General features: G+C 39.7%; 25 protein-coding genes and 1 riboswitch. Of the genes, 18 read left to right on the top strand and 7 right to left on the bottom strand.

The features are described from left to right. Positions 1-94 precede the first annotated feature (94 nt). The 3 genes from ACTJJD_RS00725 (at position 95) to pbuX (ending at position 4,060) form a co-directional block, all read left to right on the top strand. Positions 95-1,600 (top strand): carboxypeptidase M32, encoded by a 1,506-nt coding sequence (locus ACTJJD_RS00725; protein ID WP_440608021.1) that lies wholly within the window; start codon positions 95-97, stop codon positions 1,598-1,600. 341 nt (positions 1,601-1,941) lie between these two features. Beyond that, positions 1,942-2,041: riboswitch (purine riboswitch) on the top strand. 118 nt (positions 2,042-2,159) lie between these two features. After that, positions 2,160-2,744 (top strand): xanthine phosphoribosyltransferase, encoded by a 585-nt coding sequence (xpt, locus tag ACTJJD_RS00720; RefSeq protein WP_008346333.1) that lies wholly within the window; start codon positions 2,160-2,162, stop codon positions 2,742-2,744. Then, positions 2,741-4,060, top strand: coding sequence for a xanthine permease PbuX (gene pbuX, locus ACTJJD_RS00715; RefSeq protein WP_212360130.1), 1,320 nt, complete (start codon positions 2,741-2,743; stop codon positions 4,058-4,060). Before xpt ends, pbuX begins: the two co-directional genes overlap by 4 nt. Positions 4,061-4,124: 64 nt before the next feature. Here pbuX and ACTJJD_RS00710 read toward each other — a convergent pair whose 3' ends face one another. Continuing rightward, on the bottom strand, positions 4,125-4,979 hold the full coding sequence (locus ACTJJD_RS00710; protein WP_440608020.1) for a polysaccharide deacetylase family protein: 855 nt from the start codon (positions 4,977-4,979) through the stop codon (positions 4,125-4,127). Between the two features lie 784 nt (positions 4,980-5,763). Here ACTJJD_RS00710 and ACTJJD_RS00705 point away from each other — a divergent pair. From ACTJJD_RS00705 to ACTJJD_RS00675, 7 genes are all read left to right on the top strand, one after another. Beyond that, entirely contained in the window at positions 5,764-6,270 is a 507-nt protein-coding gene (locus ACTJJD_RS00705; RefSeq protein ID WP_178896910.1) for a GrpB family protein, read from the top strand. A gap of 317 nt (positions 6,271-6,587) precedes the next feature. Further along, complete coding sequence (locus ACTJJD_RS00700; protein ID WP_375805743.1) at positions 6,588-7,685, top strand: type III polyketide synthase; 1,098 nt, start codon at positions 6,588-6,590, stop codon at positions 7,683-7,685. Beyond that, a complete protein-coding gene (locus tag ACTJJD_RS00695) occupies positions 7,685-8,194 on the top strand; it encodes an isoprenylcysteine carboxyl methyltransferase family protein (protein ID WP_440608019.1) in 510 nt (169 codons plus the stop codon). Before ACTJJD_RS00700 ends, ACTJJD_RS00695 begins: the two co-directional genes overlap by 1 nt. A 64-nt stretch (positions 8,195-8,258) precedes the next feature. Further along, positions 8,259-8,366 carry a Fur-regulated basic protein FbpC gene (gene fbpC, locus ACTJJD_RS00690; RefSeq protein WP_306172627.1) on the top strand — a complete coding sequence of 36 codons (108 nt, stop codon included), beginning with the start codon at positions 8,259-8,261 and terminating at the stop codon, positions 8,364-8,366. Positions 8,367-8,497: 131 nt separating this feature from the next. Next, entirely contained in the window at positions 8,498-12,091 is a 3,594-nt protein-coding gene (locus ACTJJD_RS00685; protein WP_440608018.1) for a dynamin family protein, read from the top strand. 41 nt (positions 12,092-12,132) lie between these two features. Then, the gene (locus ACTJJD_RS00680) at positions 12,133-12,396 is read left to right on the top strand and encodes a YpbS family protein (RefSeq protein WP_008346351.1); all 264 of its coding nucleotides are present in this window, start codon (positions 12,133-12,135) and stop codon (positions 12,394-12,396) included. Positions 12,397-12,671: 275 nt separating this feature from the next. Next, positions 12,672-13,559 (top strand): 5'-3' exonuclease, encoded by an 888-nt coding sequence (locus ACTJJD_RS00675; RefSeq protein ID WP_440600041.1) that lies wholly within the window; start codon positions 12,672-12,674, stop codon positions 13,557-13,559. 37 nt (positions 13,560-13,596) lie between these two features. Here the strand turns inward: ACTJJD_RS00675 and ACTJJD_RS00670 are convergent, their stop codons facing one another. From ACTJJD_RS00670 to ACTJJD_RS00660, 3 genes are read right to left on the bottom strand one after another with little or no spacing between them, the layout of a single operon-like run. Then, positions 13,597-13,722 (bottom strand): hypothetical protein, encoded by a 126-nt coding sequence (locus ACTJJD_RS00670; RefSeq protein WP_008346357.1) that lies wholly within the window; start codon positions 13,720-13,722, stop codon positions 13,597-13,599. Between the two features lie 42 nt (positions 13,723-13,764). Then, complete coding sequence (locus ACTJJD_RS00665; RefSeq protein ID WP_017359712.1) at positions 13,765-14,160, bottom strand: reverse transcriptase-like protein; 396 nt, start codon at positions 14,158-14,160, stop codon at positions 13,765-13,767. A 1-nt stretch (position 14,161) separates the two neighbouring features. Next, a complete protein-coding gene (locus ACTJJD_RS00660; protein WP_007500834.1) occupies positions 14,162-14,851 on the bottom strand; it encodes a queuosine precursor transporter in 690 nt (229 codons plus the stop codon). A 94-nt stretch (positions 14,852-14,945) separates the two neighbouring features. Here ACTJJD_RS00660 and ACTJJD_RS00655 point away from each other — a divergent pair, with 94 nt between their 5' ends. From ACTJJD_RS00655 to ACTJJD_RS00645, 3 genes are all read left to right on the top strand, one after another. Further along, positions 14,946-15,617 (top strand): ribonuclease H family protein, encoded by a 672-nt coding sequence (locus ACTJJD_RS00655; RefSeq protein ID WP_440600042.1) that lies wholly within the window; start codon positions 14,946-14,948, stop codon positions 15,615-15,617. A 1-nt stretch (position 15,618) separates the two neighbouring features. After that, on the top strand, positions 15,619-15,801 hold the full coding sequence (locus ACTJJD_RS00650) for a zinc-finger domain-containing protein (protein ID WP_008346366.1): 183 nt from the start codon (positions 15,619-15,621) through the stop codon (positions 15,799-15,801). A gap of 171 nt (positions 15,802-15,972) precedes the next feature. Further along, positions 15,973-16,155 carry a hypothetical protein gene (locus ACTJJD_RS00645; RefSeq protein WP_008346368.1) on the top strand — a complete coding sequence of 61 codons (183 nt, stop codon included), beginning with the start codon at positions 15,973-15,975 and terminating at the stop codon, positions 16,153-16,155. Between the two features lie 51 nt (positions 16,156-16,206). Here ACTJJD_RS00645 and cspD read toward each other — a convergent pair whose 3' ends face one another. Further along, positions 16,207-16,407: a cold-shock protein CspD gene (gene cspD / locus ACTJJD_RS00640; protein ID WP_003215784.1), complete on the bottom strand. Its 201-nt coding sequence runs from the start codon at positions 16,405-16,407 to the stop codon at positions 16,207-16,209. 267 nt (positions 16,408-16,674) lie between these two features. Between cspD and ACTJJD_RS00635 the strand changes: the two genes are divergently transcribed. Beyond that, positions 16,675-17,376: an AIM24 family protein gene (locus ACTJJD_RS00635; RefSeq protein WP_216894589.1), complete on the top strand. Its 702-nt coding sequence runs from the start codon at positions 16,675-16,677 to the stop codon at positions 17,374-17,376. Between the two features lie 35 nt (positions 17,377-17,411). On the opposite strand, the gene ACTJJD_RS00630 is transcribed toward ACTJJD_RS00635, so the two are convergent. Together ACTJJD_RS00630 and metA are read right to left on the bottom strand one after the other, a co-directional pair. Beyond that, the gene (locus ACTJJD_RS00630) at positions 17,412-18,563 is read right to left on the bottom strand and encodes a diglucosyl diacylglycerol synthase (protein WP_007500831.1); all 1,152 of its coding nucleotides are present in this window, start codon (positions 18,561-18,563) and stop codon (positions 17,412-17,414) included. A 227-nt stretch (positions 18,564-18,790) separates the two neighbouring features. Beyond that, positions 18,791-19,699 carry a homoserine O-acetyltransferase MetA gene (metA, locus tag ACTJJD_RS00625; RefSeq protein WP_008346374.1) on the bottom strand — a complete coding sequence of 303 codons (909 nt, stop codon included), beginning with the start codon at positions 19,697-19,699 and terminating at the stop codon, positions 18,791-18,793. 138 nt (positions 19,700-19,837) lie between these two features. On the opposite strand from metA, the gene ACTJJD_RS00620 reads away from it, so the two are divergent. The 4 genes from ACTJJD_RS00620 (at position 19,838) to ACTJJD_RS00605 (ending at position 23,873) form a co-directional block, all read left to right on the top strand. Then, positions 19,838-21,520 (top strand): formate--tetrahydrofolate ligase, encoded by a 1,683-nt coding sequence (locus ACTJJD_RS00620; RefSeq protein WP_311754226.1) that lies wholly within the window; start codon positions 19,838-19,840, stop codon positions 21,518-21,520. Positions 21,521-21,594: 74 nt separating this feature from the next. Next, positions 21,595-22,077 (top strand): glutathione peroxidase, encoded by a 483-nt coding sequence (locus ACTJJD_RS00615; protein ID WP_007500827.1) that lies wholly within the window; start codon positions 21,595-21,597, stop codon positions 22,075-22,077. Between the two features lie 2 nt (positions 22,078-22,079). After that, positions 22,080-22,703: an HD domain-containing protein gene (locus ACTJJD_RS00610; RefSeq protein ID WP_281201273.1), complete on the top strand. Its 624-nt coding sequence runs from the start codon at positions 22,080-22,082 to the stop codon at positions 22,701-22,703. Between the two features lie 30 nt (positions 22,704-22,733). Continuing rightward, positions 22,734-23,873, top strand: a complete 1,140-nt coding sequence (locus ACTJJD_RS00605) for a conserved virulence factor C family protein (RefSeq protein WP_210552085.1) — start codon at positions 22,734-22,736, stop codon at positions 23,871-23,873. The last annotated feature ends 120 nt before the right edge of the window (positions 23,874-23,993 follow it).

Genomic DNA, 23,993 nt, shown 5'->3' with positions numbered 1-23,993 from the left:
AGCAGCGTATCCTCCTTTTTCATTGACAAAAGAACATTTATTGAAGTAGCCTTGAAACGTACATACATATTTTATTGATTGGGGGAACGAACGCATGAGTCTTGAATCAAAAGAGAAAGCGTTTTATCAATTACTAGGAAAAATCGCCCATTATACAGAGGCGCTTCATTTACTTTATTGGGACTCTCGAACACAAGCGCCTAAAAAAAGCGCTGATTTCAGAGCAGAAACCATCGGTCAATTATCCAGCGATATCTTTAATATGAAGACTTCTGATGAAATGAGAGATCTTCTTGATGCATTAAATAAAGAGAAAGAAAAGCTGTCAAAAGACACGCAGAAGGCACTCGAATTATCGCAAAAAGAATATGATGAAAACAGTAAAATTCCAAAAGAAGAATTTAAAGAATACTCCATTCTTCAATCAAAAGCTGAACATGTTTGGGTAGAAGCAAGGGAGAAATCAGATTTTTCACTCTTTGCACCCTATTTAAAACAGCTGATTGATTTTAACAAGCGTTTCATTCAGTACTGGGGCGTGAAAAAAACACCATATGATGTGCTGCTCAATAATTACGAGCCGGATATGACGGTTGAACAACTCGATCAAAAATTCGGTGCACTTCGAGACGCCATCGTTCCTCTCGTGAAAAAAATAGAAGCTTCGCCAAATAAACCGGATACTTCGTTTTTATCGAAAAGCTTCCCGATCGACAAACAAAAAGAGCTGAGTCTCTTTTTCTTAAAAGAGTTAGGGTATGACTTTGACGCAGGACGACTTGATACAACGGTTCATCCATTTGCTGTGACATTAAGCAGAGGGGATGTACGTGTGACGACGCGTTATGATGAGCACGATTTTCGCATGGCGATCTTTGGCACCATTCACGAATGCGGCCACGCCATTTATGAACAAAATATTGATGAGGCACTGAGCGGAACGCTCTTATGTGACGGCACATCAATGGGTATTCATGAATCACAGTCTCTTTTCTTTGAGAACTTTATCGGCAGACATGAAGATTTCTGGAAAACGTATTATCAAAAACTGCAAGAAGCATCTCCTGAACAATTTAAAGATGTCACTTTAGAAGAATTTGTGCATGCGGTGAATGAATCGAAGCCGACTTACATTCGAATTGAAGCAGATGAACTCACGTATCCACTTCACATTATTATTCGCTATGAAATTGAAAAAGCCATTTTCAATGAAGAAGTAGCAGTTGAAGATCTGCCAGCGTTATGGAATGAAAAATATAAAGCATATCTTGGCATTACGCCGCCTAACGATGCGCATGGTATTTTGCAGGATGTTCACTGGTCTGATGGTAGTTTTGGTTATTTCCCTTCATATGCACTTGGTTATATGTATGCGGCGCAATTAAAGCAGCAAATGATCAAAGATTTACCGAATTTTGATGAACTGATTCAAAATGGGTCTTTTGCACCGATAAAAGAATGGCTAACGGAACATGTCCACAAGCATGGAAAACGGAAAAAGCCATCTGAAATCATTCAAGACGCAACTGGTGAAGAATTAAATGTTCAATACTTAATTGATTATTTAACAGATAAGTACACGAAACTATATTTATCATAAATGAAAGGCACCCTTTGATCAGAAGGGTGCTTCAGCGTGTAGACAAACCCTCGCATTCGTTGTCAGGGTCTGCGCGCCGGTGCTCACGAATGTTAAATTCGCTCTGCTCCGGTGCTCGCCCTTCCTAGACTGCAAAGGTTTTCTATCACGCTGAAAAGAAGACAAAGGGCTAAAATAAAGTTCATTTTAGCCCTTTGTCAACAATCTGAGGCACCCTTTAATCAGAAGGGTGCTTTTTTGCTGGTTGAATATTCTAAAAACGAACGTTTAAAGCTTAATGATTATTTAAGTTCGGTATTTTTCTAGAAAAGTGCTTTCCAAGCGTCTGAAATCTTGTTATAATTTGAACACTATGAAACACTCATATAATCGCGTGATGAAGGCACGCAAGTTTCTACCGGACACCGATACCGTCCGACTATGAGTGAGCAAAATGAAACAGCTTTTGTATGAGCTGAAGATCCCGTGGATCGTTTTCGCATTGCTTGCTCCTTAATGGACAGCAATGCTTTTTTTATGCAAAAAAATGAAAGTTGCTAATATGCTGGGAGGAAGAATGATGGAATTGTTACGTCAAAAGATCGAGAACGAAGGAATCGTTCTGTCAAATCAAGTGCTAAAGGTAGATGCTTTTTTAAATCATCAAATTGACCCTGTGTTAATGCATGAGATCGGTCAAGAGTTTGCTAGATTATTTAAGCATGATGGAATTACTAAAATTATCACAATCGAATCTTCTGGTATTGCACCTGCTGTCATGGCTGGGCTTGCCCTTCATGTGCCAGTTGTTTTTGCCCGAAAGCGGCAATCACTGACTTTAACGGATAACCTTTTGACAGCAAGTGTGTATTCTTTTACCAAAAAAGTAGAAAGTACGATCGCTGTCTCTAACACGCACCTTAGTGAGGATGATTGTGTGTTAATCATCGACGACTTTTTAGCAAATGGAGAAGCCGCTAAGGGACTAGCTGCAATCGCAAAGCAAGCGAAAGCAAAAGTAGCTGGTTTTGGAATTGTTATCGAGAAATCATTCCAGCCTGGAAGAAAAGAGCTTGTGCAAATGGGCTATAGAGTCGAGTCACTCGCACGTATCGAATCGCTCGAGGAAGGAAAAGTCACGTTTGTACGCGAGGTACAATCATGAGTGCTGCTAAAAAAGCCAAAACCCTTTCGCTAGGGATACAGCATGTACTAGCGATGTATGCAGGTGCGGTTCTTGTCCCGCTCATTGTTGGAGATGCGCTTGGGCTCACGCCAGCCCAGCTGACGTACTTAATTTCGGCAGATATTTTCATGTGCGGTGCCGCCACACTGCTTCAAGTATGGAAAAACCGCTTTTTTGGCATCGGTTTGCCTGTTGTACTAGGCTGTACATTTACTGCGGTCTCTCCTATGATTGCGATTGGCTCTAAATATGGAATTTCATCTATATATGGAAGTATTATCGCCGCAGGATGTATTGTCATTGCTCTTTCATTTTTCTTTGGGAAGCTTGTGAAATTCTTCCCGCCCGTTGTCACAGGTTCCGTCGTCACGATCATTGGAATTACCTTAATTCCGGTAGCCATGAACAATATGGCAGGTGGTGAAGGAAGTGCAGACTATGGTTCTTTTGAGAATCTTGGACTTGCTTTTCTTGTATTGTTTATTATTGTCCTTCTCTATCGATTTACAAAGGGATTCATGAAAGCCATTGCCATCTTAATCGGCATTCTACTTGGGACAGCAGTTGCTGCTTTCTTAGGGAAGGTGGAGACGGCAGAAGTGGCGAATGCACAAGTTTTCCGCCTCATTGAGCCTTTTTACTTTGGGTTGCCTACTTTTGAATTTGCACCAATCATGACAATGACATTAGTTGCCATTGTGTCATTAGTCGAATCAACGGGTGTATACTTTGCGCTCGGAGATTTAACGAATCGTTCATTAAAAGAGAAGGATTTAGCAAAGGGATATCGTGCAGAGGGAATTGCCGTCTTATTAGGCGGTATCTTCAACGCTTTTCCATACACAGCCTACTCCCAAAACGTTGGATTGATCCAATTAACAGGTGTGAAGAAAAATCAGGTCATTGTGGTGACAGGGGTATTATTAATGGTATTTGGCCTTTTTCCTAAAATCGCGGCATTTACAACGATTATTCCAAAATCCGTTCTAGGCGGTGCGATGGTCGCCATGTTTGGCATGGTCATTGCGTATGGGATTAAAATGCTCTCACGCGTCGATTTTGCAAAACAGGAAAACTTACTCATTGTCGCATGTTCAGTTGGCATCGGGCTCGGAGTAACGGTGGTACCGCAAATGTTTGAGCATTTGCCAGAATCGATTAAATTGTTAACAAGTAACGGAATTGTCGCCGGAAGCTTTACCGCTATTTTGCTTCATATTATTTATCACATGATTCCTTTTAAAAAAGAAACAGAGCAGGAGCTAATGGAAGAACCTAAGCAATCTGTTATGTGAACACTTCTCTTGGAGAGCTGAAAGCCCGCATCCTTTGGATACGGGCTTGTTGTGATTAGCGCTATTAATGTTGTACCGGCGGCATTGTTTCGTTAATGACTGCAAATGTATAGCCCCTTGCTTTTAGTTGTGTAATCAGGCTATCTAAATAGTTCGTGGTAGAGGGTTGATCATGCATTAAAATAACTTTTGGTTCCCATGGTTTATTTTTCTCAAACATTTGCAGTTGATTCAATACCTCTGGAACATATTGTGAGTTTTTATATCTCCAGTCAAGGCTATCAATCGTCCAATCCCAGTAAATAAAGCCATTTTGGTTTAAACGTACTTTTTGATCATATGTTAAATTTGGAACACTGCCATAAGGTGTTCTCACAAGACGGGTGTAAACGCCTGTAACAGAAGCAAGAATGAGCTGAGCTTCTCTCATTTCATTTGCGGGAGACTCACTGTTCTGATAAAAGCGGTTTATATCATGCGTCATGCCATGAAGCCCTAATTGATGTCCTTCTTGATAAAGTCTTTTCACCGCTGCTTGGTGAGCTTGGATTTGCGGTCCAAGCATGAAGAATGTCGCCTTCACTTGATGTGCTTTTAAGACATTTAACAGCTGATTTGATGTAGCAGAAGGGCCATCATCAAATGTTAAAAAGACCGTTTTATTCGTTGTCTGTTGGTTTGGATTGGTCCTAAATTGTTGATCCAATGTTCTTGTAGAATGATCTTTTGCTTTCAGACTGATACTTGTGTCTCGGAAGTCACTGCTAGTAACAATTTTTGCTTGCCCATTTGTCGCCTGCAAATGGGGTTTAGACATATCCCAGATAAAAACGAGAAACAGTGTAAGAAGCACTAAACCAATTATCTTCGAGAGAAATATCGTGTTGTAGGGTGTCTGTTTTTTGGACACCTTTTTCATGACAATCACTCCAGTCAATTAAATTTTGTGCCGAATCATGTAGTGGATTCTGTCTTTTTTCACTGTTTTTCATGGTGTTCATATTGATTAAGTATACAGGAAAAAAACACCTTTTTATATATAATCATCAAATAAATTAGCATTTTATGGTTATTTATTTGTATTGATCAGAAAAAAGGTGATCCATCTATGTTTAAATGAATAATTCTGAATAATGATCGAAACGTTGGTATTTATACGCTAAGATAGCAACAGATTTAACCATTAATGCGAAGTGAAAGGAGATTCCGTATGAAAGTGTTGTAAAATGACGATTTCATTGAAAAAAGGATGCTCATGTGGATATTGGAGATAGAGGCTATCAAACGCGAAATACATAGAGAAAAGCTCTTACCCTACAAAATAAAGATGAAACAAAAGAAAGCAAAGTCAGTACAACTGAATCAGAGATTGGCTACTATGTAAAAGGTGTACGTGAAAAGTCATTTGCTTATTCCTTTCATACAGCACTTTTACTTGAAGTAAAGGTGGGGTTTGTCTACGGTCTGCACTTCTCATTTGAGAGGTGTTTTTTTGCATAAAGCTATGTTAAATAACTCTATTAATAATCATTTTTGTTCTTTAGATATAAAACTAAGATGAGAGTGAATGGTTAAGAATCGTATTGAATGACATCAACCAAGAAATAGATCTAAACGAATAGGATGATTATTGAAATCTGCCTGCTCTCTACATGAGACCTATGATAAACTTGGTTGATTAAAATTTTAGGTGGGATAAGTAAATGTTAGGATTACCAAGAGGGGAAGTCTTTTTAGTTCCTTGGTCTATTGAGTGGACAAAAGAATTTGAAAGTGAAAAGCGAAAGATAATAGGTGATATTGGTCCATACATAATCAATGTACACCATATTGGAAGTACAGCAGTAAAAGGTTTAAGCGCTAAGCCAATTATTGATATTGCAATTGAAATAGAACATTTTTTTGATGGAGAAAAATGTGTAATAGCGTTGGAAGGACTCGGTTACTCATATAAAGGAACAAACGTATTACCTGAAAGACACTACTTTAATAAAGGAGAACCACGAACACATCAAATCCATATGTACCAAAGACATAATAAGTATTTACTTGAACAGTTAAATTTCAGAGATTACTTGAGAAATAATGAGCAAGCTAGAAGTGAGTACCAACAGCTTAAACTTAAATTATCAAGATTACATGGAAATGACAAACACAAATACGCTCATGAAAAAACTGATTTTATTAAGTCAATCCTTGAAAAGGTTTAGGTGAGGGTTTGCTCTTTAGATGTTCATAAGAGAGGTCATTCACAGAGGAACTCCCAATTAACGGAGTTCTTTTTTTTCATTAAATCACCATTATTTTTGAACATAAATTGCATAAAAAAAGCAGGTTCGCTTGGCTTGGAACGAACCTGTGAAGGAGGAAAACTACATCATGTTTTCACCTATATTATCCAATATTTATCAATTGTCGTCAAGACAAAAAGTTAGACGGAGGAAAATATTTTGACTGAATTGTGTCGTTTTGGCATGTATATCCTTTTTTTGATTGGGGATATTAACCGAAAAAAGAGGTGAAGCCGATGGCATACATTCTTTCAGTTGGAACAAGTCTGCCAAAACATCATGTGGATCAGCAAGCAGCTGCTCAATTTGCAAGGTCTCAATTTAAACGATCGTTTAAAGATATTGATCGGCTATTAAAAGCTTTTAATAATGGCGAAATAGAGAGCAGGCAGTTTGTCCAGCCTATTGATTGGTATCAAGAACATCACTCTTTTGAAGAGAAAAATAATCTCTATGTCGAAAAAGCATTGGCACATGCGAAAGAAGCCGTTTTTCACTGTCTGCATGAAACAGCATTTCTTACAAAGCCAGTTCCTTTTGATGAGATTGATGCTTTGTTTTTCATCTCCAGTACAGGGTTATCAACGCCAAGTCTTGATGCAAAGCTGATGAATGTTCTTCCATTTTCTCCTTATACGAAACGAGTGCCAATTTGGGGGTTAGGATGCGGGGGCGGGGCGGCAGGCTTATCCCGAGCTTATGAATACATCAGGGCGTATCCAGAAGCGAAAGTGCTCGTTGTTGCCTGCGAGCTTTGCAGCCTCACTTTTCAGCCGCAAGATCAATCAAAAAGCAATTTAATTGGAACCTCGCTGTTCGGTGACGGGACTGCGGCCGTTCTTTTAACTGGAGAAAAGGCTGTCTCTAAGTATACACGGTTAAAAACAGTACCTAAAGTGCTTGGCACGCAGTCAGTGACCATGAAAGATTCTGAAGATGTGATGGGATGGGATTTTACCGCCGACGGATTTCGGGTCATCTTCTCACGTGATATTCCGTCCATCATTTCTGGGTGGTTAAAAGAGCAAGTGGATCAATTTTTACATCAGCTAGGGTTTTCAACAGAGGATGTATCCGTTTTTCTTGCTCACCCTGGAGGAAAAAAAGTGATTGATGCCTATCTTGAAAGCCTATCTTTACAAGAGCATCAGCTATTTTCTTCAAAAGAGGTTCTGAAACAGCATGGAAACATGTCCTCTGCCACCGTTTTATATGTCATGAAGCATTTTCTTGAACATCAGTCACTAGATGCAGGACAGGTGGGGCTTTGCGGAGCACTTGGTCCAGGCTTTTCGTCAGAATTATTGCTCATGAAATGGGAGGGGCTCTCGTGATGATTTTCAGGATAGTGATTGGCATTTTCATTTGTCAGCGCCTCATTGAAGTGCTTGTGGCGAAAAGAAATGAAAAGAAGGTGAAGGCGCTCGGAGCGATTGAATTTGGTGCAAGCCATTATCCTTATATGGTCGCTATGCATGCAGCTTTTTTCCTCTCGCTTATTGGAGAGACATGGCTGCTGCATCTTCAACCGTCTCGTTTTTTCCTATTGCTGCTTGTGTTCCTTCTTGCTACCCAGGTGATTCGGTACTGGGCACTATGTTCACTTGGGACGTATTGGAATACAAAAATCTTAGTCGTTCCAAATGCGATGATTGTGAAAAAGGGGCCGTATCGCTGGTTAAAGCATCCTAACTATGTGGTGGTGGCGATTGAACTGATGTTCATTCCGCTGCTATTTAACGCATTTATTACTGCCATTTTGTTTACGTGTTTAAATGGATGGATGATGATGGTCAGAATACAAACAGAAGAAAAAGCACTGAATCAGTATTTATTAAATTAATATTGAAAATCATTATCAATTGTGCTACACTTTCATTAATGATAAACATTCTCAATCATGAAGGATGGACGGTGATCACATGACAATGATTTTCTTACTCGGTACGGTCTGTGTATACAGCTTATTGATTGGCTTCGTATTAAAAGGTGTTTCAAAAAAATCTGCTTCCTGATTGCAGTCCTTTGTGACTGATCGGGCAGCAGATTTTTTTATTTCCTCAGATCAGAAGAAAAATCTCTTTATTTTGTGTAAAATGGTACACATACATAACTGACTTTTCTAAAAACAAAGGGGTTTATCGTCATGAAAGACTTGTCTATTCGAGATTCGCTCGTTCAAACTACAGGTGCTTTATATCAAAGCCTTCTGAAAAGGGATGATCACGAGCGCGCAGCCAAACTTGCATCTATTATGAAAAAGGAAGCTGAAGAAGAAGTATATATCGCATTTACCGGCCACTATTCTGCTGGTAAGTCATCACTAGTGAATCATCTTCTTCATGATCACATCCTGCCCACAAGCCCAATTCCAACGAGTGCAAACTTGGTTGTTGTCAGGAAAGGGGTCAGTGAAGTTCAGCTCCATACGTCTGATGGACGTTTCGCAAAAATGGGCGGTTCTTATGATAAAGAAGCGGTGCAGCGTTTTTGTAAAGATGGGGAACAAATTGAGATGGTGGAAATTAGCGGTGATTATAGTGGACTTGAAGAAAAAGTGGCACTCATTGATACGCCGGGAATTGATTCAACGGATCATGCGCACTTTTTATCCGCTGCTTCTATTCTTCATCAAGCGGATGCTCTTTTTTATGTCGTTCATTATAACCATGTCCATTCTGAAGAAAACATTCGCTTCATTCGCTCGATTAAAGAGAAAGTGCCTAATCTTTATTTCATCGTCAATCAAGTGGATCGGCATGATGAACAAGAGACAACTTTTGAAAACTACAAAAAACAAGTCGTTGAGATGCTTTTAAAAGAAGGCATTGAAGAAGAACATCTATATTTTACTTCTGTGACGGATGAGGCACACCCAAAAAACGAAATGATCCGTTTAGTGAAGAAACTACAAGAATTACAAACCATGCCTAAAGCATCACTTCGAGCCTATACAGAGCAGAAAATCGAACATGTTTTAAAAGAACATATAGACTCGTTAAAAGAAGAACTGCATGAAGAGGACCTTGATAAGCAGCTGCAAGAAAAAAGGAATGAAGTGAAAGAACTAGAAGAGAAACGCCGATTTATTGAAAATGGTGCAAAGCAGGTAGAAGATGAAGTGTCTTCTGAAGTAGAGAACATCTTAAAAAATGCAAACCTCACGCCATTTAAGATGCGAGAGCTTGCAAGTGACTATATCGAATCGAAAGCACCTGGCTTTAAAGTGGGTTTACTTTTTGCCAAAAATAAAACCGAGCAGGAAAAGGAAAAGCGGGCAAATGATTTCTTAGCAGATGTAAAAAAGAGAATGAAAGCGGAAGTTGACTGGCACATTGCCGAGCTCCTCAAAAAAGAAATAAAACAGCATCAGCTTGGCGAAGCGTTATTAGACAAAGCCATGGCATTTGAGACACCTATTGAAGAATCCTTGCTTGAAAAGGTCATTCACCAAGGGGCAACTTTTTCTAACGAATATGTTCTTCAATATGCGAAAGATGCTGGTGAAGCATTGAAAAGACAGGCGAAACAGCAAGCGCTTCAATTGATTGAACAGATGATTGAAACCTTGAAAGACCAGCTCAAGAATGAACAGGAGAAGCAAGAGGAAAAATGGGAGCAAGCGAAACAAGAGCTTCAGAGCCTTGAGGGGTATAACGAAAAAAATGAACAAATAAGACAGGATATTCAGCATTTATGGGATATTTGGCAAAACGGAACGGATGAGCATATCCCAGGCGACTGGTTTTATGCGAAAAAGCAATGGATGCAGCACGACCAGCTGGAGAAGAATCGCGCATCAATTCATGTTGAAGAGGGCGATCAAGCTGCTGAACGGACAGAGCGTGATCAATACCGCCAATCGCAGCATTTAACAACAGCACAATCGATTGCACAATTTAAAGAGCTTTCCCGCATTTTATCGCCTTTAGATATTCTAAAGTCTCAAAGAGATTCCTTTGAAAAACGAACAGAACGGCTGCAAGCAAAAGAATTTACACTCGCTTTATTTGGCGCTTTTAGTTCTGGAAAATCTTCTTTTGCCAATGCGCTTGTTGGACGGAAGGTGTTACCATCATCTCCTACGCCAACAACTGCAACAATTAACAAACTGACACGACCTACGGAAGATCATCCTCATGAAAGTGTCAAAGTGGTGTTTAAAACCAAGCAGGACATTCTAGAGGAACTCGATCAGATTCTTGGATTTTCGATCACAACAGAAAAAGGAGATTCGTTTAAGGCAAAGCTGGAAAGAGTGCTGAAAAAACGCCAGCTCGAACAGGATCACCGAATCATTGTAGAACATTTTCTACAAGCCTATGCCAAGTTTCATGATGACATTGACAACCAAACCAATTTACATGTCACACTTCAAGAATTAAAGCCTTATGTAGCGGAAGAATCTGTTTCTTGTGTGGTGAAGGAAGTGACGGTGTATTTAAGCACACCTCTGACAGATAAAGGGCTGACGATTGTCGATACACCAGGTGCAAGCAGTATGAATAAGCGTCATACAGAAATCGCCTTCCAGTATATGAAGGATGCAGACGCCCTTCTTTATTTAACGTATTATCAGCATTCTTTCTCAAAAGCTGATCGCTCATTTTTAAGGAAGCTTGGACTCGTAAAAGATTCCTTTAGCATGGATAAAATGTTCTTTATCATCAATGCGGCTGATTTGGCTAAGGATCAAGCAGAGCTTGAAACCGTATTTGACTATGTACGAAGCGAGCTCACAAAAGAAGGCATCCGCAATCCAAACCTGCATCATGTGTCTAGTAAGGAAGAGATCGAAGGGAAAGAGCCGACATCTTATAATCAATATGCAACACTGAGAAAACAGCTCGACTATTTTATTGAGGAAGAATTAACGAAAGATGCCATTGAACTTTTGCATTTTGAAGCTAATACATTATGTACAACGGTCGATAGACTACGTGCGACCTTGCATCAATCAGAAGATGAGAAAGAAGCTGAAAAGAAAAACATCAAGACATCCTATGAAGCCATTCTCGAAAAAATGCAAGACGTGAAACGGTCTAAGCTTGTGACCGAAAGCGTAAAAAAAGACGTGCATGAACAGCTCTATCATATTGTACAGCGGCTTTCATTATTTGCGAATGATCTATTAAAGTCGGCTTTTTATCCTGGCATATCTCAAGGGAATTTTGGTCAGCAGTTAAAAAAGGCACTTGAGAAAGCGTTAAAGGAGTATGAATTTGAATTTGTGCAGGAGCTCAAGGCACTTGATATCCGAATGGAATCGTTTATCCACCATTATTTCCAGGAGGAGTGGGAAAAAGGGATGCAGGCTGCATGTGCGGAAGATCCTTACTTTTCTCTTAGCCTGTCAGCCCCTGAGGAGAAAAATGCTGAGCTAAAACAAATTGAAGTCGAAGCAGAGATTACACCATTTGAGCCGCTTTTAAAGAAACAAAAATCAGCGAAAGCCTTTTTTGAACAAAATGAAAAGGCTACGTTTATTGAAGCCATTCGAGATGTTCTACATCAAATGACAACACGTTGGGCAGATAACGAAAAAGAAGAGTTGCTGAGCAGATATGAAAAGCTAGTGAAGACCTATACGGAAAGGTACGAACAAGATGCTCTCCAACAGCTCAATGAGCAAAAACAGACATTTATGACGAGCCTTACAACAGATGCTGAAAAACAGGCGGTCATTGAACAAGTTTATGAACAAACAAATGAATGGAAGAACCAGTTGAAAACGAGATGATTCATGATAGACTATATAAAAAAGAAAGCAGTTGATAGACGATGACGAGCGTACACGAAGAAATTTCTGCACATTCACAGAAACAACATGCCCACATCCAATCTTTTCTTGCACTTGAACAAAAAAGAGAGCAGGCGATTGAATCGGCTGTGAAAAAATGTGAACACAATGAACCATTTTCAACAGATGAGATCAATGCCATTACGTCTAAAATGAATGAGCTTGCCCGAGGCGGAATTGTTCCGCTTCGTAAACATGTCACGATTGAGATGGTGGAGGAATACACCCAGCGTAAACAGAAGTAAAGAGTAACTTTCTCATTTTTGGTCATCTTAACAAATGAACCAGAAAGGGGAATGATCATGGCAAAAAAGCAAAACGTAAAGCAGCAGGAGGAGCGCATGCCGAAGGAAAAAGGCATGCCATCCTACGCAGAAGCGGAAACGAAAAAAATGCAATATGGTAAAAAGTAATCGGGCTGCCTCTTCTTTATCAAAAAGAAGAAGGCGCCTTTTTTATGTTCGTTTCGATGTTCTATGATAGAATAGGAGTATTGTTTATAAAAAGGGAGTTTAGATGAATGAATAAACACGTATTACTTGTAGATGGAATGGCCCTTCTTTTTAGGTCGTTTTATGCGACGGCTGTCCATCGCAATTTTATGATAAATGATCGTGGTGTACCGACAAATGGAGTGAATGGTTATTTGAAGCATTTGTTAACAGCTGTCCAAACATTTGAGCCGACTCATATCGTTTGCTGCTGGGATATGGGAAGCCAGACATACCGGAACGAATTGTTTCAAGATTATAAAGCCAATCGAGGCGAGGCGCCTGTTGAGCTTATCCCGCAGTTTGATTTAGCAAAAGAGGCAACAGCAGAACTGGGGATCATGAACATTGGTGTGACAGGTTTTGAAGCAGATGATTGTATTGGAACGCTTGCATCAATCTATCAAAACGAAGCACATGTGACCGTCTTAACAGGAGATAAAGATTTGCTGCAGATCTTGAATGAACAAGTGAACGTGGCTTTAATGCAAAAAGGCATCGGGAATTATAAGCATTATACAAAAGCCATTTTTGAAGAGGAAATGGGCATTTCTCCAAAGGCGCTGATTGATATAAAAGCGCTGATGGGTGATGCTAGCGATAATTACCCTGGTGTAAAAGGAATCGGCGAAAAAACAGCATTGAAATTTATTCAAACGTATCAAACGATTGATCGACTGTTAGAAAATGTTCATGCATTAACGGCAGCTCAGCAAAAGAAAATGCAAGCAGGTTTAGAAGATCTGAAGCTTTCTCGTATACTGGCAGAAATTAAATGTGATGTACCACTCAGCTGTCCGATTGACGAAACAAAAATAAAAATGGACCCAGAGCGGGCAGCGGCAATGCTTCGCTTGCATCAAATTAAAGGGATCGAACCAATGGTTAACCGCTTAAGTCAATTAGGAATCAGTTGAGGTTAGAAAAAAAGAAAGGGCTAAAATCAAGTTCATTTTAGCCCTTTGTGTTGCTTTTTTTCGCCTTATTTTCTAATTGCGATATTGGCTGTTTATCCTTTGTTTGCGCATCACCTTGAGGAGTCGTTCCGTTTGTGACACGGCCTCTGTTCTCTTTATCCAATTGTATCACCTCACACATTAGCATAACCAAAAGAAAAGCGATTCATCCTTTTGAAAGGTGAATCGCTTTTCTAGCGAGCTGATCAGCCACTTGATTTTCCTTGCTCGGAATCCACTTAATGAAAAATAAATCAAATTCGCTTTGAAGCTGCAGCATTTCTTCGATAAAATGACGAAAAGATGGATTTTTAGCAAATCCTGCATTGGCTGCACGATCTACTACTTGTGAATCAGTGCGGAATGAAACGGTCCGTAATCCTTTTTCTACGCAAATTTTCATGCCTTCAATGAGCGCGGAAAACTCTGCTTCATGATTGCTCATGATGCCAAGAGGAATGGAGAAAGACTCAGCTTTTCCGTCATATTTCAAGAAAATGCCGATGCCAGATGGACCTGGGTTTCCGGCACTAGCACCGTCAATATATATTTCAGCTGGCAATTTATTTCCCCCTTTCATCAATCGGAACCATTTTTTTCGCCGCATAGGCATAAGGTGTGCCAATGGCAGCGACGATAAATTTAATCACATAAGTCGTGATGAAAATTTCGATCCATATATGGAATGGGTAGGTCCCAAGAAAGGCAATGGTTGTGAAAACGAGTGTATCAAGTAGCTGGCTAATCATTGTACTCCCCGCATTTCGCAGCCAGAGCGCACCATCTGAAGGAAATATCCGGCGAATAAACGAATATACATAAACATCTAACATTTGACTGATGATATAAGCAGCAAGACTACCAAGAGCGACCCTTGGCATAAAGCCGAATATCGTTTCTAATGATGATTGGGAAATGTCAGATGGAGCGGGATGGAAAAGCAAAGCCTCCTGCATGACAACAGTTAATGTTAAAAGGGTGGCAAAGCCAATCCAGACAGCTTTTTTCGCTTCGGTTTGTCCATATTTTTCATTGAGGACGTCCGTTGCAAAGAACACACTGCCGTATAAAATGTTGCCAAGTGTTGCCGTTAAGCCAAATAATTCAACGGTTTTGACCACTTGTAAATTGGCAGCAACTGTTGCAAAACCAATCCAGACGAAAAGCCCCATCTTGCCAAATCCTTTATAAAATAGAAGAACAATGATAAAATTAATGATCGCAAATAAGATCCAAATACCTTCATTAAACAAGTGACATGAACTTCCTTTCTAAATGTAAAATGTAACTTTTTGATTATAGCATAACGAACGTTTACCTTAAAAGTACGGGAAGGCGATGTGATCAATGAAACTAAGAGCACACTATACAATGAAAGTGAAATCGATTGGGTCCATTGCTTTTTTCCAAGAAGATTGGATGGAGCTCAAAAAAGCCTTGCTTTTAGCAAAACATATAGACAAAAAAGAACCGCAGTCACTTCTATCATTTGAAGATGAAAAGGGTGCGATGTGGTCGATGAAAGAACTTGAAAAGCTAAACGAAGAACTTAGGCTTGAACCCGATCAGCTTCAGGTCTATTTTGATGCGAGTTTTCGCAAAGAAACAGGTGATGCTGGGCTTGGAATTGTCGTGTATTATCAGCTCGGACAGGATGCATACCGGTTAAGGAAGAATCAGCCTTTTCAGAGCACCACGAACAATGAGGCAGAGTATGCGGCTTTATTTGAAGCGGTAAAAGCTTTAAAAGAACTGGGAGCCAGCAGAAACTCTGTAACGATTAGAGGAGATTCTCTTGTTGTGATGAATCAGCTCAAAGGGGAATGGCCTTGTTATGATGATATACATAACAAATGGCTCGACCGAATTGAGGCTGCGATCAAAGAGCTGAAGCTCACGCCAACATATGAAGTCATCGATCGTAAACAAAATGCAGAAGCAGATCAGCTTGCCAGACAGATACTTGCAGACGTCCCTATCGAAAGTAAGTTGAAATTAGAAGCAGACGGAGCTGAATAAAGTGGATAAAAAAACAGCAGTAAAAGAATTAACAGATCTTCAAGACACGTATTGTTCAGATTGCTTGATTAAGAAGCACTTTCGTAAAGAATTTGGCAAAAAATACGCGCACTCCTTTTGTATACAGCAATGCACGGTAGGAGAGAAGATCAAACAATACGGGAATGAATTACTCAAAAAATAAGCGTACACTCCGGTTTTCCCCTAGATGTATCACGCGTTCACGAAAAAAAACGAATAGAATGTGTAAAAAAAGAACATATTCTGAAAAATGAGCCGATATAACTATAGAAAGTTTTGGTTGAGTTACTTTTTGACTAAGTGACGGATAATAGAGGAAAAGGGGAAGGCCGGCATGGATAATAAGGATTTTGAAACGGTATTACATCGGACATTTCAAGAGGTGTACAGTGATCTAGAGCAACTGGTAGATGTAGCAAAGAAGGGAAGACCTTTTCTCGAAAAAGATATCTCTGAAATTGAACAAAGATTAAAGCAAAATATTTTAGCGATTGAAATTCAGCTGAAAATCAAATAAGAGAGGCATACGCCTCTCTTTATTTTGTCGTTTCATCATTGATTGAGTTGATTAGATTTTTGTTACGTTTGCAGCTTGAGGTCCACGATTACCTTCAACGATTTCAAAAGAAACTTCTTGTCCTTCTTCTAGAGATTTGTAACCGTCACCTTCGATAGCTGTGAAGTGAACGAATACGTCGTCTCCGCCTTCAACTTCAATGAAGCCGAAACCTTTTTCATTATTGAACCATTTTACTTTACCGTTTTGCATATTGCTTTTTCCTCCTAGTACTGTAGCACACCTTTCGGCATACTAAAAAAAATTTTTCATCACCTAACGACTTAAGAAGTTGTTAAATGATGGTTCCACTATACACCATCAAAAGTAAAGCGTCAAGCAGGCAAGCCAAATTTTGAGCAGAATGTTTGATTTTTTTGTTTTTTTAGTGAATGACATTTATCTATAAAACGTCCTAATCTCATGAAACCTAACGTATAACTTGTCCGTATATAGTAAAAATACAGAAAGAGGTGCGTCATGAATCGTTACACAATTGAGGAGTTTGTTCAGAATACGCAGCAAGAAGACAAAGGGGAAGGGGTCTTTGAACTTGAAACACCAAGATTGTTAGAAATTAATTTAACGGATACCATTTGGGCAAAAACAGGCTCTATGGTTTCATATCGCGGGAAAATAAAGTTTGAACGTGAAGGTGTGTTTGAACACGGTGTGTCAAAGATGTTCAAAAAAATGTTATCAGGAGAAGGAACTTCTTTGATGAAGGCCACAGGTGATGGGAAATTATATGTAGCAGACCAAGGGAAAAAAATCTCGATTCTTCGATTGGGTCAAGGGGAGTCTATTTTCGTTAATGGAAACGACTTGCTCGCATTTGAACCGTCTGTTCGGTGGGATATTAAATTAATGAAAAAGGTGTCTGGCATGCTTGCAGGCGGATTATTTAATGTCAAACTTGAAGGACCAGGTCTTGTGGCAATCACAAGTCATTACGAACCGCTGACGCTGATTGTTCAGCCAGGTGATTCTGTTTATACAGATCCGAATGCGACGGTCGCATGGTCAGGAGATTTGCAGACTGAATTTGTGACAGATGTATCGTTCAAAACGTTTATTGGCAGGGGAAGCGGAGAGTCCATTCAAATGAAGTTTAGCGGAAGCGGCTTTGTTGTCGTGCAGCCGTTTGAAGAAGTGTATACAACGAATGGGAATCAAGGTTAAAAGAAAAAAGGTGTCCGTCATTGACGGACACCTTTTTATGATAATGCTTGAGCATACGATTTGTTGCTCATGATCAGATCTGATTGTTCGACGATATCTTCTAAAATGGTTTGAGAAGACTGTTTTAAGTGTAATTTTTTGATGTTTTGTTTCATGGATTCTAATTTTTCTTCGTCTTGCAACAAGTTGGTGACAGATTCTAAAATGTCTTCGTGTCTGTTGATGACAATGGCAGCACCGTAATCTTCAAAGAAAAGAGCATTTTCTTTTTCTTGTCCTGGAACAGGTTTGTAAAGAATAACTGGGACACCAATTGCTGTTGCTTCTGTTAATGTAATTCCGCCCGGTTTTGTAATCATACAGTCCGTTACTCTGAACAATTCATCAATTTGTTCCACATATCCAAGCGCCTTCAATTGATTTGGGTGTGCTTGTTCAAGTTCGCTAAGCGATTGCTTCAGCGCTGCATTCTTACCGCACACAACAACAATTTGTACTTCACTGTCAAGAAGTAGTGCTTCACACAGTTCCTTCACATTTTTTAGTACACCATGGGCACCCGCCATAATGAGAAGGACTTTTTTGTCTGATGATAATCCATATTTTTTATAGATGATCGATTTAGGCACGTCTACTTCAAATTGTGGTCTAATCGGAATGCCTGTTACCTTGACATCGCTTGGATGTGTGCCGATTTCTACTAGCTTTTGTTTCACATAATCGGTTGCAACATAGTATCGGTCAATGTTTTCATGTACCCAAATTTTATGAAGACAAAAGTCTGTCATCACATTAAATGTTGGAATGACTTTACCTGTTTTGTTTCGGTATTCAGGTACAACAATCATCGGGAATGTAATGATGATGATATCCGGATTGTGTAATTGAATTAATTCATCAAGACGCTTATTTCCCATCTTTAAATAAATGTTAAATTTGCGTTTATTGTAAATTTTATCTACACCGTAATAAAACAAGCGATAAAATTGTTTCCCAATGGAGAAGCTCTTTAAATATAAATATTGAGTCACTTCGGACACAATGGGATTTGATTCTTGATACAAATTAGAAACTATCACATGTTCAAACCCTTGGGATTTGCATTCATCATACAGTGTTTTTGCAACCTGCATATGTCCATTTCCATAATTTGCGGTCAAGATTAATATTTTTTTATTGGTATTCAAGAATATTCACCTCAAATGTAATCAACAACAACAAAACTTCGTACGAAACTATAAATCTCATAGGTCTACATATACATAAAGATAACATATAAACAGCGAGAGCATATCATTCGTTACGAAAGAATTAAACTAATTTTAAAAAACAAACAGACTAAATTGATAATGGAAGACAGAGCCATTTGTATTTTAACACATTTTAAGCATTTATCATCAGACTACAGTCTATTTTATTCCCACACATATGGTGTTTCTTGATAAACATAGTAATTAAGCCAATTCATAAACAGCAAAGTGGCATGGGCTTTCCAGCGGTTCACTGGGACTAATGTGTCTCCATCTTCTATAAAATAGTGGACGGGTTTTTTGACTGTATCATGTTTCAACAAATCTCTTTCATATTCCTGCTTCAATGTATCTGTATCGTATTCAGGATGTCCAGTTAAAAATACTTGTTTATCATCATCTGAAACAATTAAACAAACACCAGCTTCCTCAGACGTGCTCAATACTTTTAGATTCGGCGTGTTTTTTAATTGTTCTGTATTAATATCTGTATGCCTAGAATGTGGGACATAGTATACTTCATCGAAACCTCTTACTAATCTTTCTTTTTTCTCTTTGACAAGATGCTCAAAAACACCGAATTTTTTCTCTGGAAGCTTGATTTTTTCAATGCCATAATGATGATAAAGACCAGCCTGTGCCCCCCAGCATATATGGAGAGTAGACGTCACATTCGTTTTACTCCAGTCCAAAATGTCCTGCAGTTCTTTCCAATAGGAAACTTCTTCGAAAGCTAAATGCTCAATTGGTGCACCTGTAATGATCATGCCATCAAATTTTTTATGACGAATCGAGTCAAAGGTCGTATAAAATTCATCTAGATGCTCTCTCGATGTATTCTTCGGTGTATGTGTACTTGGAATCAAAAATGTAAAATACACTTGCAAAGGAGAATTTCCGAGCATTCTCAGCAGCTGCGTTTCAGTTTGTATTTTTTTTGGCATTAAATTTAAGATCACGATATTCAAAGGACGGATATCTTGTTTGAATGCCCTTGTCTCATCCATGACGAAAATGTTTTCGCTCTCTAGTATTTGTTTTGCCGGCAGATGAACTGGTATGTTAATAGGCAACTCGCCACCCCCTGAACCAAAGCTAATTTCACTTCATTATAGGAACTTTCTGGCGATATTTCAATGTTTCAATTATGTTACAATGAAAAATAGAGCAAAAAAGAAAGCTGTTTCTGTCAAAAAAGGAGGCCATTAATCATGATCACAAAGCATTTATCAGATATTGACATTGCCCAAAAGGCAAAGCTGAGACCGATTCAAGACATCGCAGCAAAATTACAAATACATGACGAAGAATTAGAATGCTATGGTTTCACAAAAGCGAAAATATCTTTGACTATTTTTGACCGTTTAAAGGAACAAAAAGAAGGAAATGTGATTCTTGTGACTTCGATCAACCCAACGCCAGCAGGTGAGGGGAAGTCCACCGTAACAGTTGGCCTAGGTCAAGCCTTCGAGAAAATTGGGAAAAAAGCGATCATTGCCATGCGTGAACCTTCACTAGGTCCCACAATGGGTATTAAAGGCGGTGCAGCTGGCGGCGGATATTCACAGGTGTTGCCTATGGAAGAAATCAATCTTCATTTCACAGGGGATTTTCATGCGATTACATCTGCACATAACGCTTTATCTGCTTTTATTGATAATCATATCCATCACGGAAATGAGCTTGGGATCGACGCACGCCGAATTGTATGGAAACGAGTGTTAGATTTAAACGATCGTGCTCTAAGACAAGTGGTCGTAGGACTTGGCGGTCAATTAAATGGGTACCCTAGAGAAGATGGGTTTGATATTACGGTTGCATCCGAAATGATGGCCATCCTCTGTTTAGCAGACGACTTAAACGATCTAAAAAAACGTCTTTCTTCTATTGTTGTTGCCTACAATCAAGAAGGTGAACCGGTCACAGTTGGAAATCTAGGATATGAAGGCGTATTAACCTTGCTTTTAAAAGATGCGCTGAAACCAAACCTTGTTCAAACGATTGAAGGAACTCCAGCCCTTGTTCATGGTGGTCCCTTTGCCAATATTGCACATGGATGCAATAGTTTAATTGCCACAAAAATGGCGGCAAAACTAGCAGATTACGTTGTAACAGAAGCGGGATTTGGTGCAGACCTCGGCGCGGAAAAATTTCTTCACATCAAAACAAGAGCCGGTGATTTTAAACCAGGCGCTGTTGTCATTGTAGCAACTGTCAGGGCGCTTAAAATGCATGGCGGAATGCAGAAAACAGAGCTCAAGGAAGCAAATGCACAGGCTGTATTAGAAGGTATACATAATTTAGAGAAGCATATTGAAACAGTGCAAGCCTTCGGTCTACCATACATCGTTGCAGTGAACCGTTTTATTACCGATACAAAAGAAGAAATTCAAGCAATAGAAAACTGGTGCGAAACGAATGGACATCCAGTCAAAGCCGTCAATGTATGGGAAGAAGGAGGAGCTGGCGGTACAGCACTTGCCGAAGAGCTCACGACACTCATTGAAAAGAATGAAAACAGCTTTTCTTATTTATATGAGGAGCAAGATTCCATTGAAGAAAAGTTGTCAAAAGTCGCCAAAGTGGTTTATGGTGCAGACGGCGTCAACCTTACATCAAAAGCAAGAAAGCAGCTAGCTGCAATTGAGAAAAATGGCTGGGCCCATTTGCCGGTTTGTATGGCAAAAACGCAATATTCACTATCGGATGATCCGGCTTTAATCGGCAGACCAAAAGGCTTTACCGTTACGATTCGAGAGTTAAAACCATCTGTAGGAGCAGGTTTTATCGTTGCACTAACGGGAAGCATTCTGACCATGCCAGGTCTCCCTAAAAAACCTGCGGCACTTGAGATGGATTTATTAGAAGACGGCAGTGTGACTGGACTCTTTTAGCAGGAAGCATAAAAAGCGATTTTCTAAAAGAAGCATGTTACGATAGGAAAAAGTGAATCCTAGGAGGCTATGAGATGTCAATTTATGATATTCAGGTCAAGACCATTAACGGTCAGGAAAAATCAATGGCAGATTACAAAGGGAAAGTACTGATCATCGTTAACACAGCGAGCAAATGTGGACTGACCCCTCAATTTAAACAATTACAAGAGTTATACGATCAATATCATGAAAAGGGCCTTGAAATTTTAGGATTTCCGTGCAATCAATTTATGAATCAAGAGCCAGAAGGGGAAGAAGCAATTCAAGAATTCTGTTCGTTGAACTATGGTGTGACCTTCCCGATGTTTGCAAAAGTAGATGTCAATGGTGACAATGCGCATCCGCTTTTCAAATACTTAACGAGTCATGCGAAAGGTGTGCTTGGTACAAAAACGGTGAAATGGAATTTTACAAAATTTATCGTTGACCAAAACGGAGAAGTGACTGAACGATTCTCTCCTAAAACACCACCAAAAGAATTAGAAAGCTCCATTATCGCTCTTTTGGAGAAATAAGCATGTATTCGAGTAAGCAGCAAGAACAATTGGAGGCAGCTGCCTCCTTTGTTTCAAAACAGCTAAAGAATGAACCGACTGGACACGATGAAGCTCATATCAATCGTGTGCGCCAGCTTGCCGTCCATATTGCACAACAGGAGGGCGGGTCGCTTTTTGTCATTGAAATGGCAGCGATTGTCCATGATGTCATTGATGACAAGCTGTCTAGTGAATGGAAGCTTTCACCGCATGATCTCAAGCAGCAGCTCCTTTTGTGGGAAGTGGACACGCGAGATATTCGCTATATCATGGATATTATTACAACGATGTCTTTTCGTCACCGGCATATGCAGCATAAGCCAGTGACATTAGAAGGGACCATTGTTCAAGATGCAGATCGGCTAGATGCGATAGGTGCAACTGGGATTGCAAGGGTGTTTACATATGCAGGTGCAAAAGGGGAGCCTCACTATACAGAGGGTGCTCACCAAGGCACAGTACTTTTGCATATGCAAGAAAAGCTGCTTCAATTAAAAGACTTGATGAACACACGTGCTGGAAAGCAGCTGGCTCATGAGCGGCATGAGTTTATGTGTCTATTTATCAAGACATGGAAAGAAGAATGCGGCCTTACAGATGAGTAGGGTCTTTATGTGTGTAAGGAGGATGTATAGATGAAAATAACTGCCATAGAACCAACGCCAAGCCCGAATACAATGAAAGTCATTTTGACAGAAGCGCTTGCAGGCGGTAAAAGCAATAACTACAAAAAAGATCAAAAAGACGAAGCGCCAGAGATGATCAAGCGCATTTTAACCATTGAAGGTGTAAAAGGTGTTTACCATGTAGCCGATTTCTTAGCGGTTGAGCGTAATGCGAAATTTGATTGGCAAGGTATTTTACAGCAAGTCAGAGAAGCCTTTGGACAAGAAACTGAAGGTCTTCAGGGAGAATCGCAGTCAGGTGATGACACATTTGGAGAAGTCAAAGTGCATGTTCAAATGTTTAATGGGATTCCGATGCAGGTGAAGCTGACAGACGGTGAAAGAGAAGAACGATTTGGAATGCCTGAACGTTTCCAGGCAGCGATTTTAAAGCTAAGAAGCAGTTCAGATAATGTTGTATTTGAACGTGTGTGGAAAGAACATGGCGTACGTTTTGGAGAATTTGCTGATATCGGTCAAGAAGTCACAGAAGAGCTGCAAGCTGCATATGACGACGAGCGTTTATCCCGTTTAACAGAGGCAGTGAAGGAAGGTCAAGAGGCTGTAGATAAACAAGTGAACCGAAAAGCATATGATGTGACAGAAGAGATGCTGCGCGATGAAGATTGGAAGAAACGTTTTGCTCATTTAGAGCAAATGCAGCCAGAGAAAAAAGATATACCTGTTTTAATGAAAGCGATGGAGGACCCAAAAACATCGATTCGCAGACAAGCTGTTGTGAATGCTGGCATGATTGAAGATCCAGCCATTTTGCCTATTTTGTATAAAGGGCTTGAAGATAAAACAGTGACAGTTAGAAGAACTGCAGGAGATTGTATTTCGGATCTTGGTGATCCTAGTGCGATTGAAGCGATGATCCAAGCCTTAAAGGACCCAAGTAAGCTTGTCCGCTGGCGTGCGGCCATGTTCCTTTATGAAGAAGGTGACGAAACAGCACTAGAAGCTTTAAAAGAAGCGGAGCAGGACCCTGAATTTGAAGTCAGTCTTCAAGTAAAAATGGCCATCGAACGAATTGAGCACGGAGAAGAAGCAAAAGGCTCTGTGTGGAAGCAAATGACAGAAAGTAGAAAAAATGCATCAGAATCATAAGAAAGACGAGTAGGCTGCCAATAAAAGGCAGCTTGTTTTCTGAAAATGGCTTTTTTATTGGCAGAAAAATTTTTTTAGAAAAATTATTTTGAATATTGTTGAAATATGAGAAAAAACTCT

The sequence above is a fragment of the Bacillus sp. 22446 genome (genome assembly GCF_052044955.1).
Lineage (GTDB): Bacteria > Bacillota > Bacilli > Bacillales > Bacillaceae > Bacillus > Bacillus altitudinis.
This window is presented reverse-complemented; position numbering and strand designations above follow the sequence as displayed.

Excerpts from the sequence above, each read along its gene's own strand:
- ACTJJD_RS00725 (WP_440608021.1), top strand. The coding sequence starts at position 95 with ATGAGTCTTGAATCAAAAGAGAAAGCGTTTTATCAATTACTAGGAAAA.
- xpt (WP_008346333.1), top strand. The coding sequence starts at position 2,160 with ATGGAATTGTTACGTCAAAAGATCGAGAACGAAGGAATCGTTCTGTCA.
- pbuX (WP_212360130.1), top strand. The coding sequence starts at position 2,741 with ATGAGTGCTGCTAAAAAAGCCAAAACCCTTTCGCTAGGGATACAGCAT.
- ACTJJD_RS00710 (WP_440608020.1), bottom strand. The coding sequence starts at position 4,979 with ATGAAAAAGGTGTCCAAAAAACAGACACCCTACAACACGATATTTCTC.
- ACTJJD_RS00705 (WP_178896910.1), top strand. The coding sequence starts at position 5,764 with ATGTTAGGATTACCAAGAGGGGAAGTCTTTTTAGTTCCTTGGTCTATT.
- ACTJJD_RS00700 (WP_375805743.1), top strand. The coding sequence starts at position 6,588 with ATGGCATACATTCTTTCAGTTGGAACAAGTCTGCCAAAACATCATGTG.
- ACTJJD_RS00695 (WP_440608019.1), top strand. The coding sequence starts at position 7,685 with ATGATTTTCAGGATAGTGATTGGCATTTTCATTTGTCAGCGCCTCATT.
- fbpC (WP_306172627.1), top strand. The coding sequence starts at position 8,259 with ATGGACGGTGATCACATGACAATGATTTTCTTACTCGGTACGGTCTGT.
- ACTJJD_RS00685 (WP_440608018.1), top strand. The coding sequence starts at position 8,498 with ATGAAAGACTTGTCTATTCGAGATTCGCTCGTTCAAACTACAGGTGCT.
- ACTJJD_RS00680 (WP_008346351.1), top strand. The coding sequence starts at position 12,133 with ATGACGAGCGTACACGAAGAAATTTCTGCACATTCACAGAAACAACAT.
- ACTJJD_RS00675 (WP_440600041.1), top strand. The coding sequence starts at position 12,672 with ATGAATAAACACGTATTACTTGTAGATGGAATGGCCCTTCTTTTTAGG.
- ACTJJD_RS00655 (WP_440600042.1), top strand. The coding sequence starts at position 14,946 with ATGAAACTAAGAGCACACTATACAATGAAAGTGAAATCGATTGGGTCC.
- ACTJJD_RS00645 (WP_008346368.1), top strand. The coding sequence starts at position 15,973 with ATGGATAATAAGGATTTTGAAACGGTATTACATCGGACATTTCAAGAG.
- cspD (WP_003215784.1), bottom strand. The coding sequence starts at position 16,407 with ATGCAAAACGGTAAAGTAAAATGGTTCAATAATGAAAAAGGTTTCGGC.
- ACTJJD_RS00635 (WP_216894589.1), top strand. The coding sequence starts at position 16,675 with ATGAATCGTTACACAATTGAGGAGTTTGTTCAGAATACGCAGCAAGAA.
- ACTJJD_RS00620 (WP_311754226.1), top strand. The coding sequence starts at position 19,838 with ATGATCACAAAGCATTTATCAGATATTGACATTGCCCAAAAGGCAAAG.
- ACTJJD_RS00615 (WP_007500827.1), top strand. The coding sequence starts at position 21,595 with ATGTCAATTTATGATATTCAGGTCAAGACCATTAACGGTCAGGAAAAA.
- ACTJJD_RS00610 (WP_281201273.1), top strand. The coding sequence starts at position 22,080 with ATGTATTCGAGTAAGCAGCAAGAACAATTGGAGGCAGCTGCCTCCTTT.
- ACTJJD_RS00605 (WP_210552085.1), top strand. The coding sequence starts at position 22,734 with ATGAAAATAACTGCCATAGAACCAACGCCAAGCCCGAATACAATGAAA.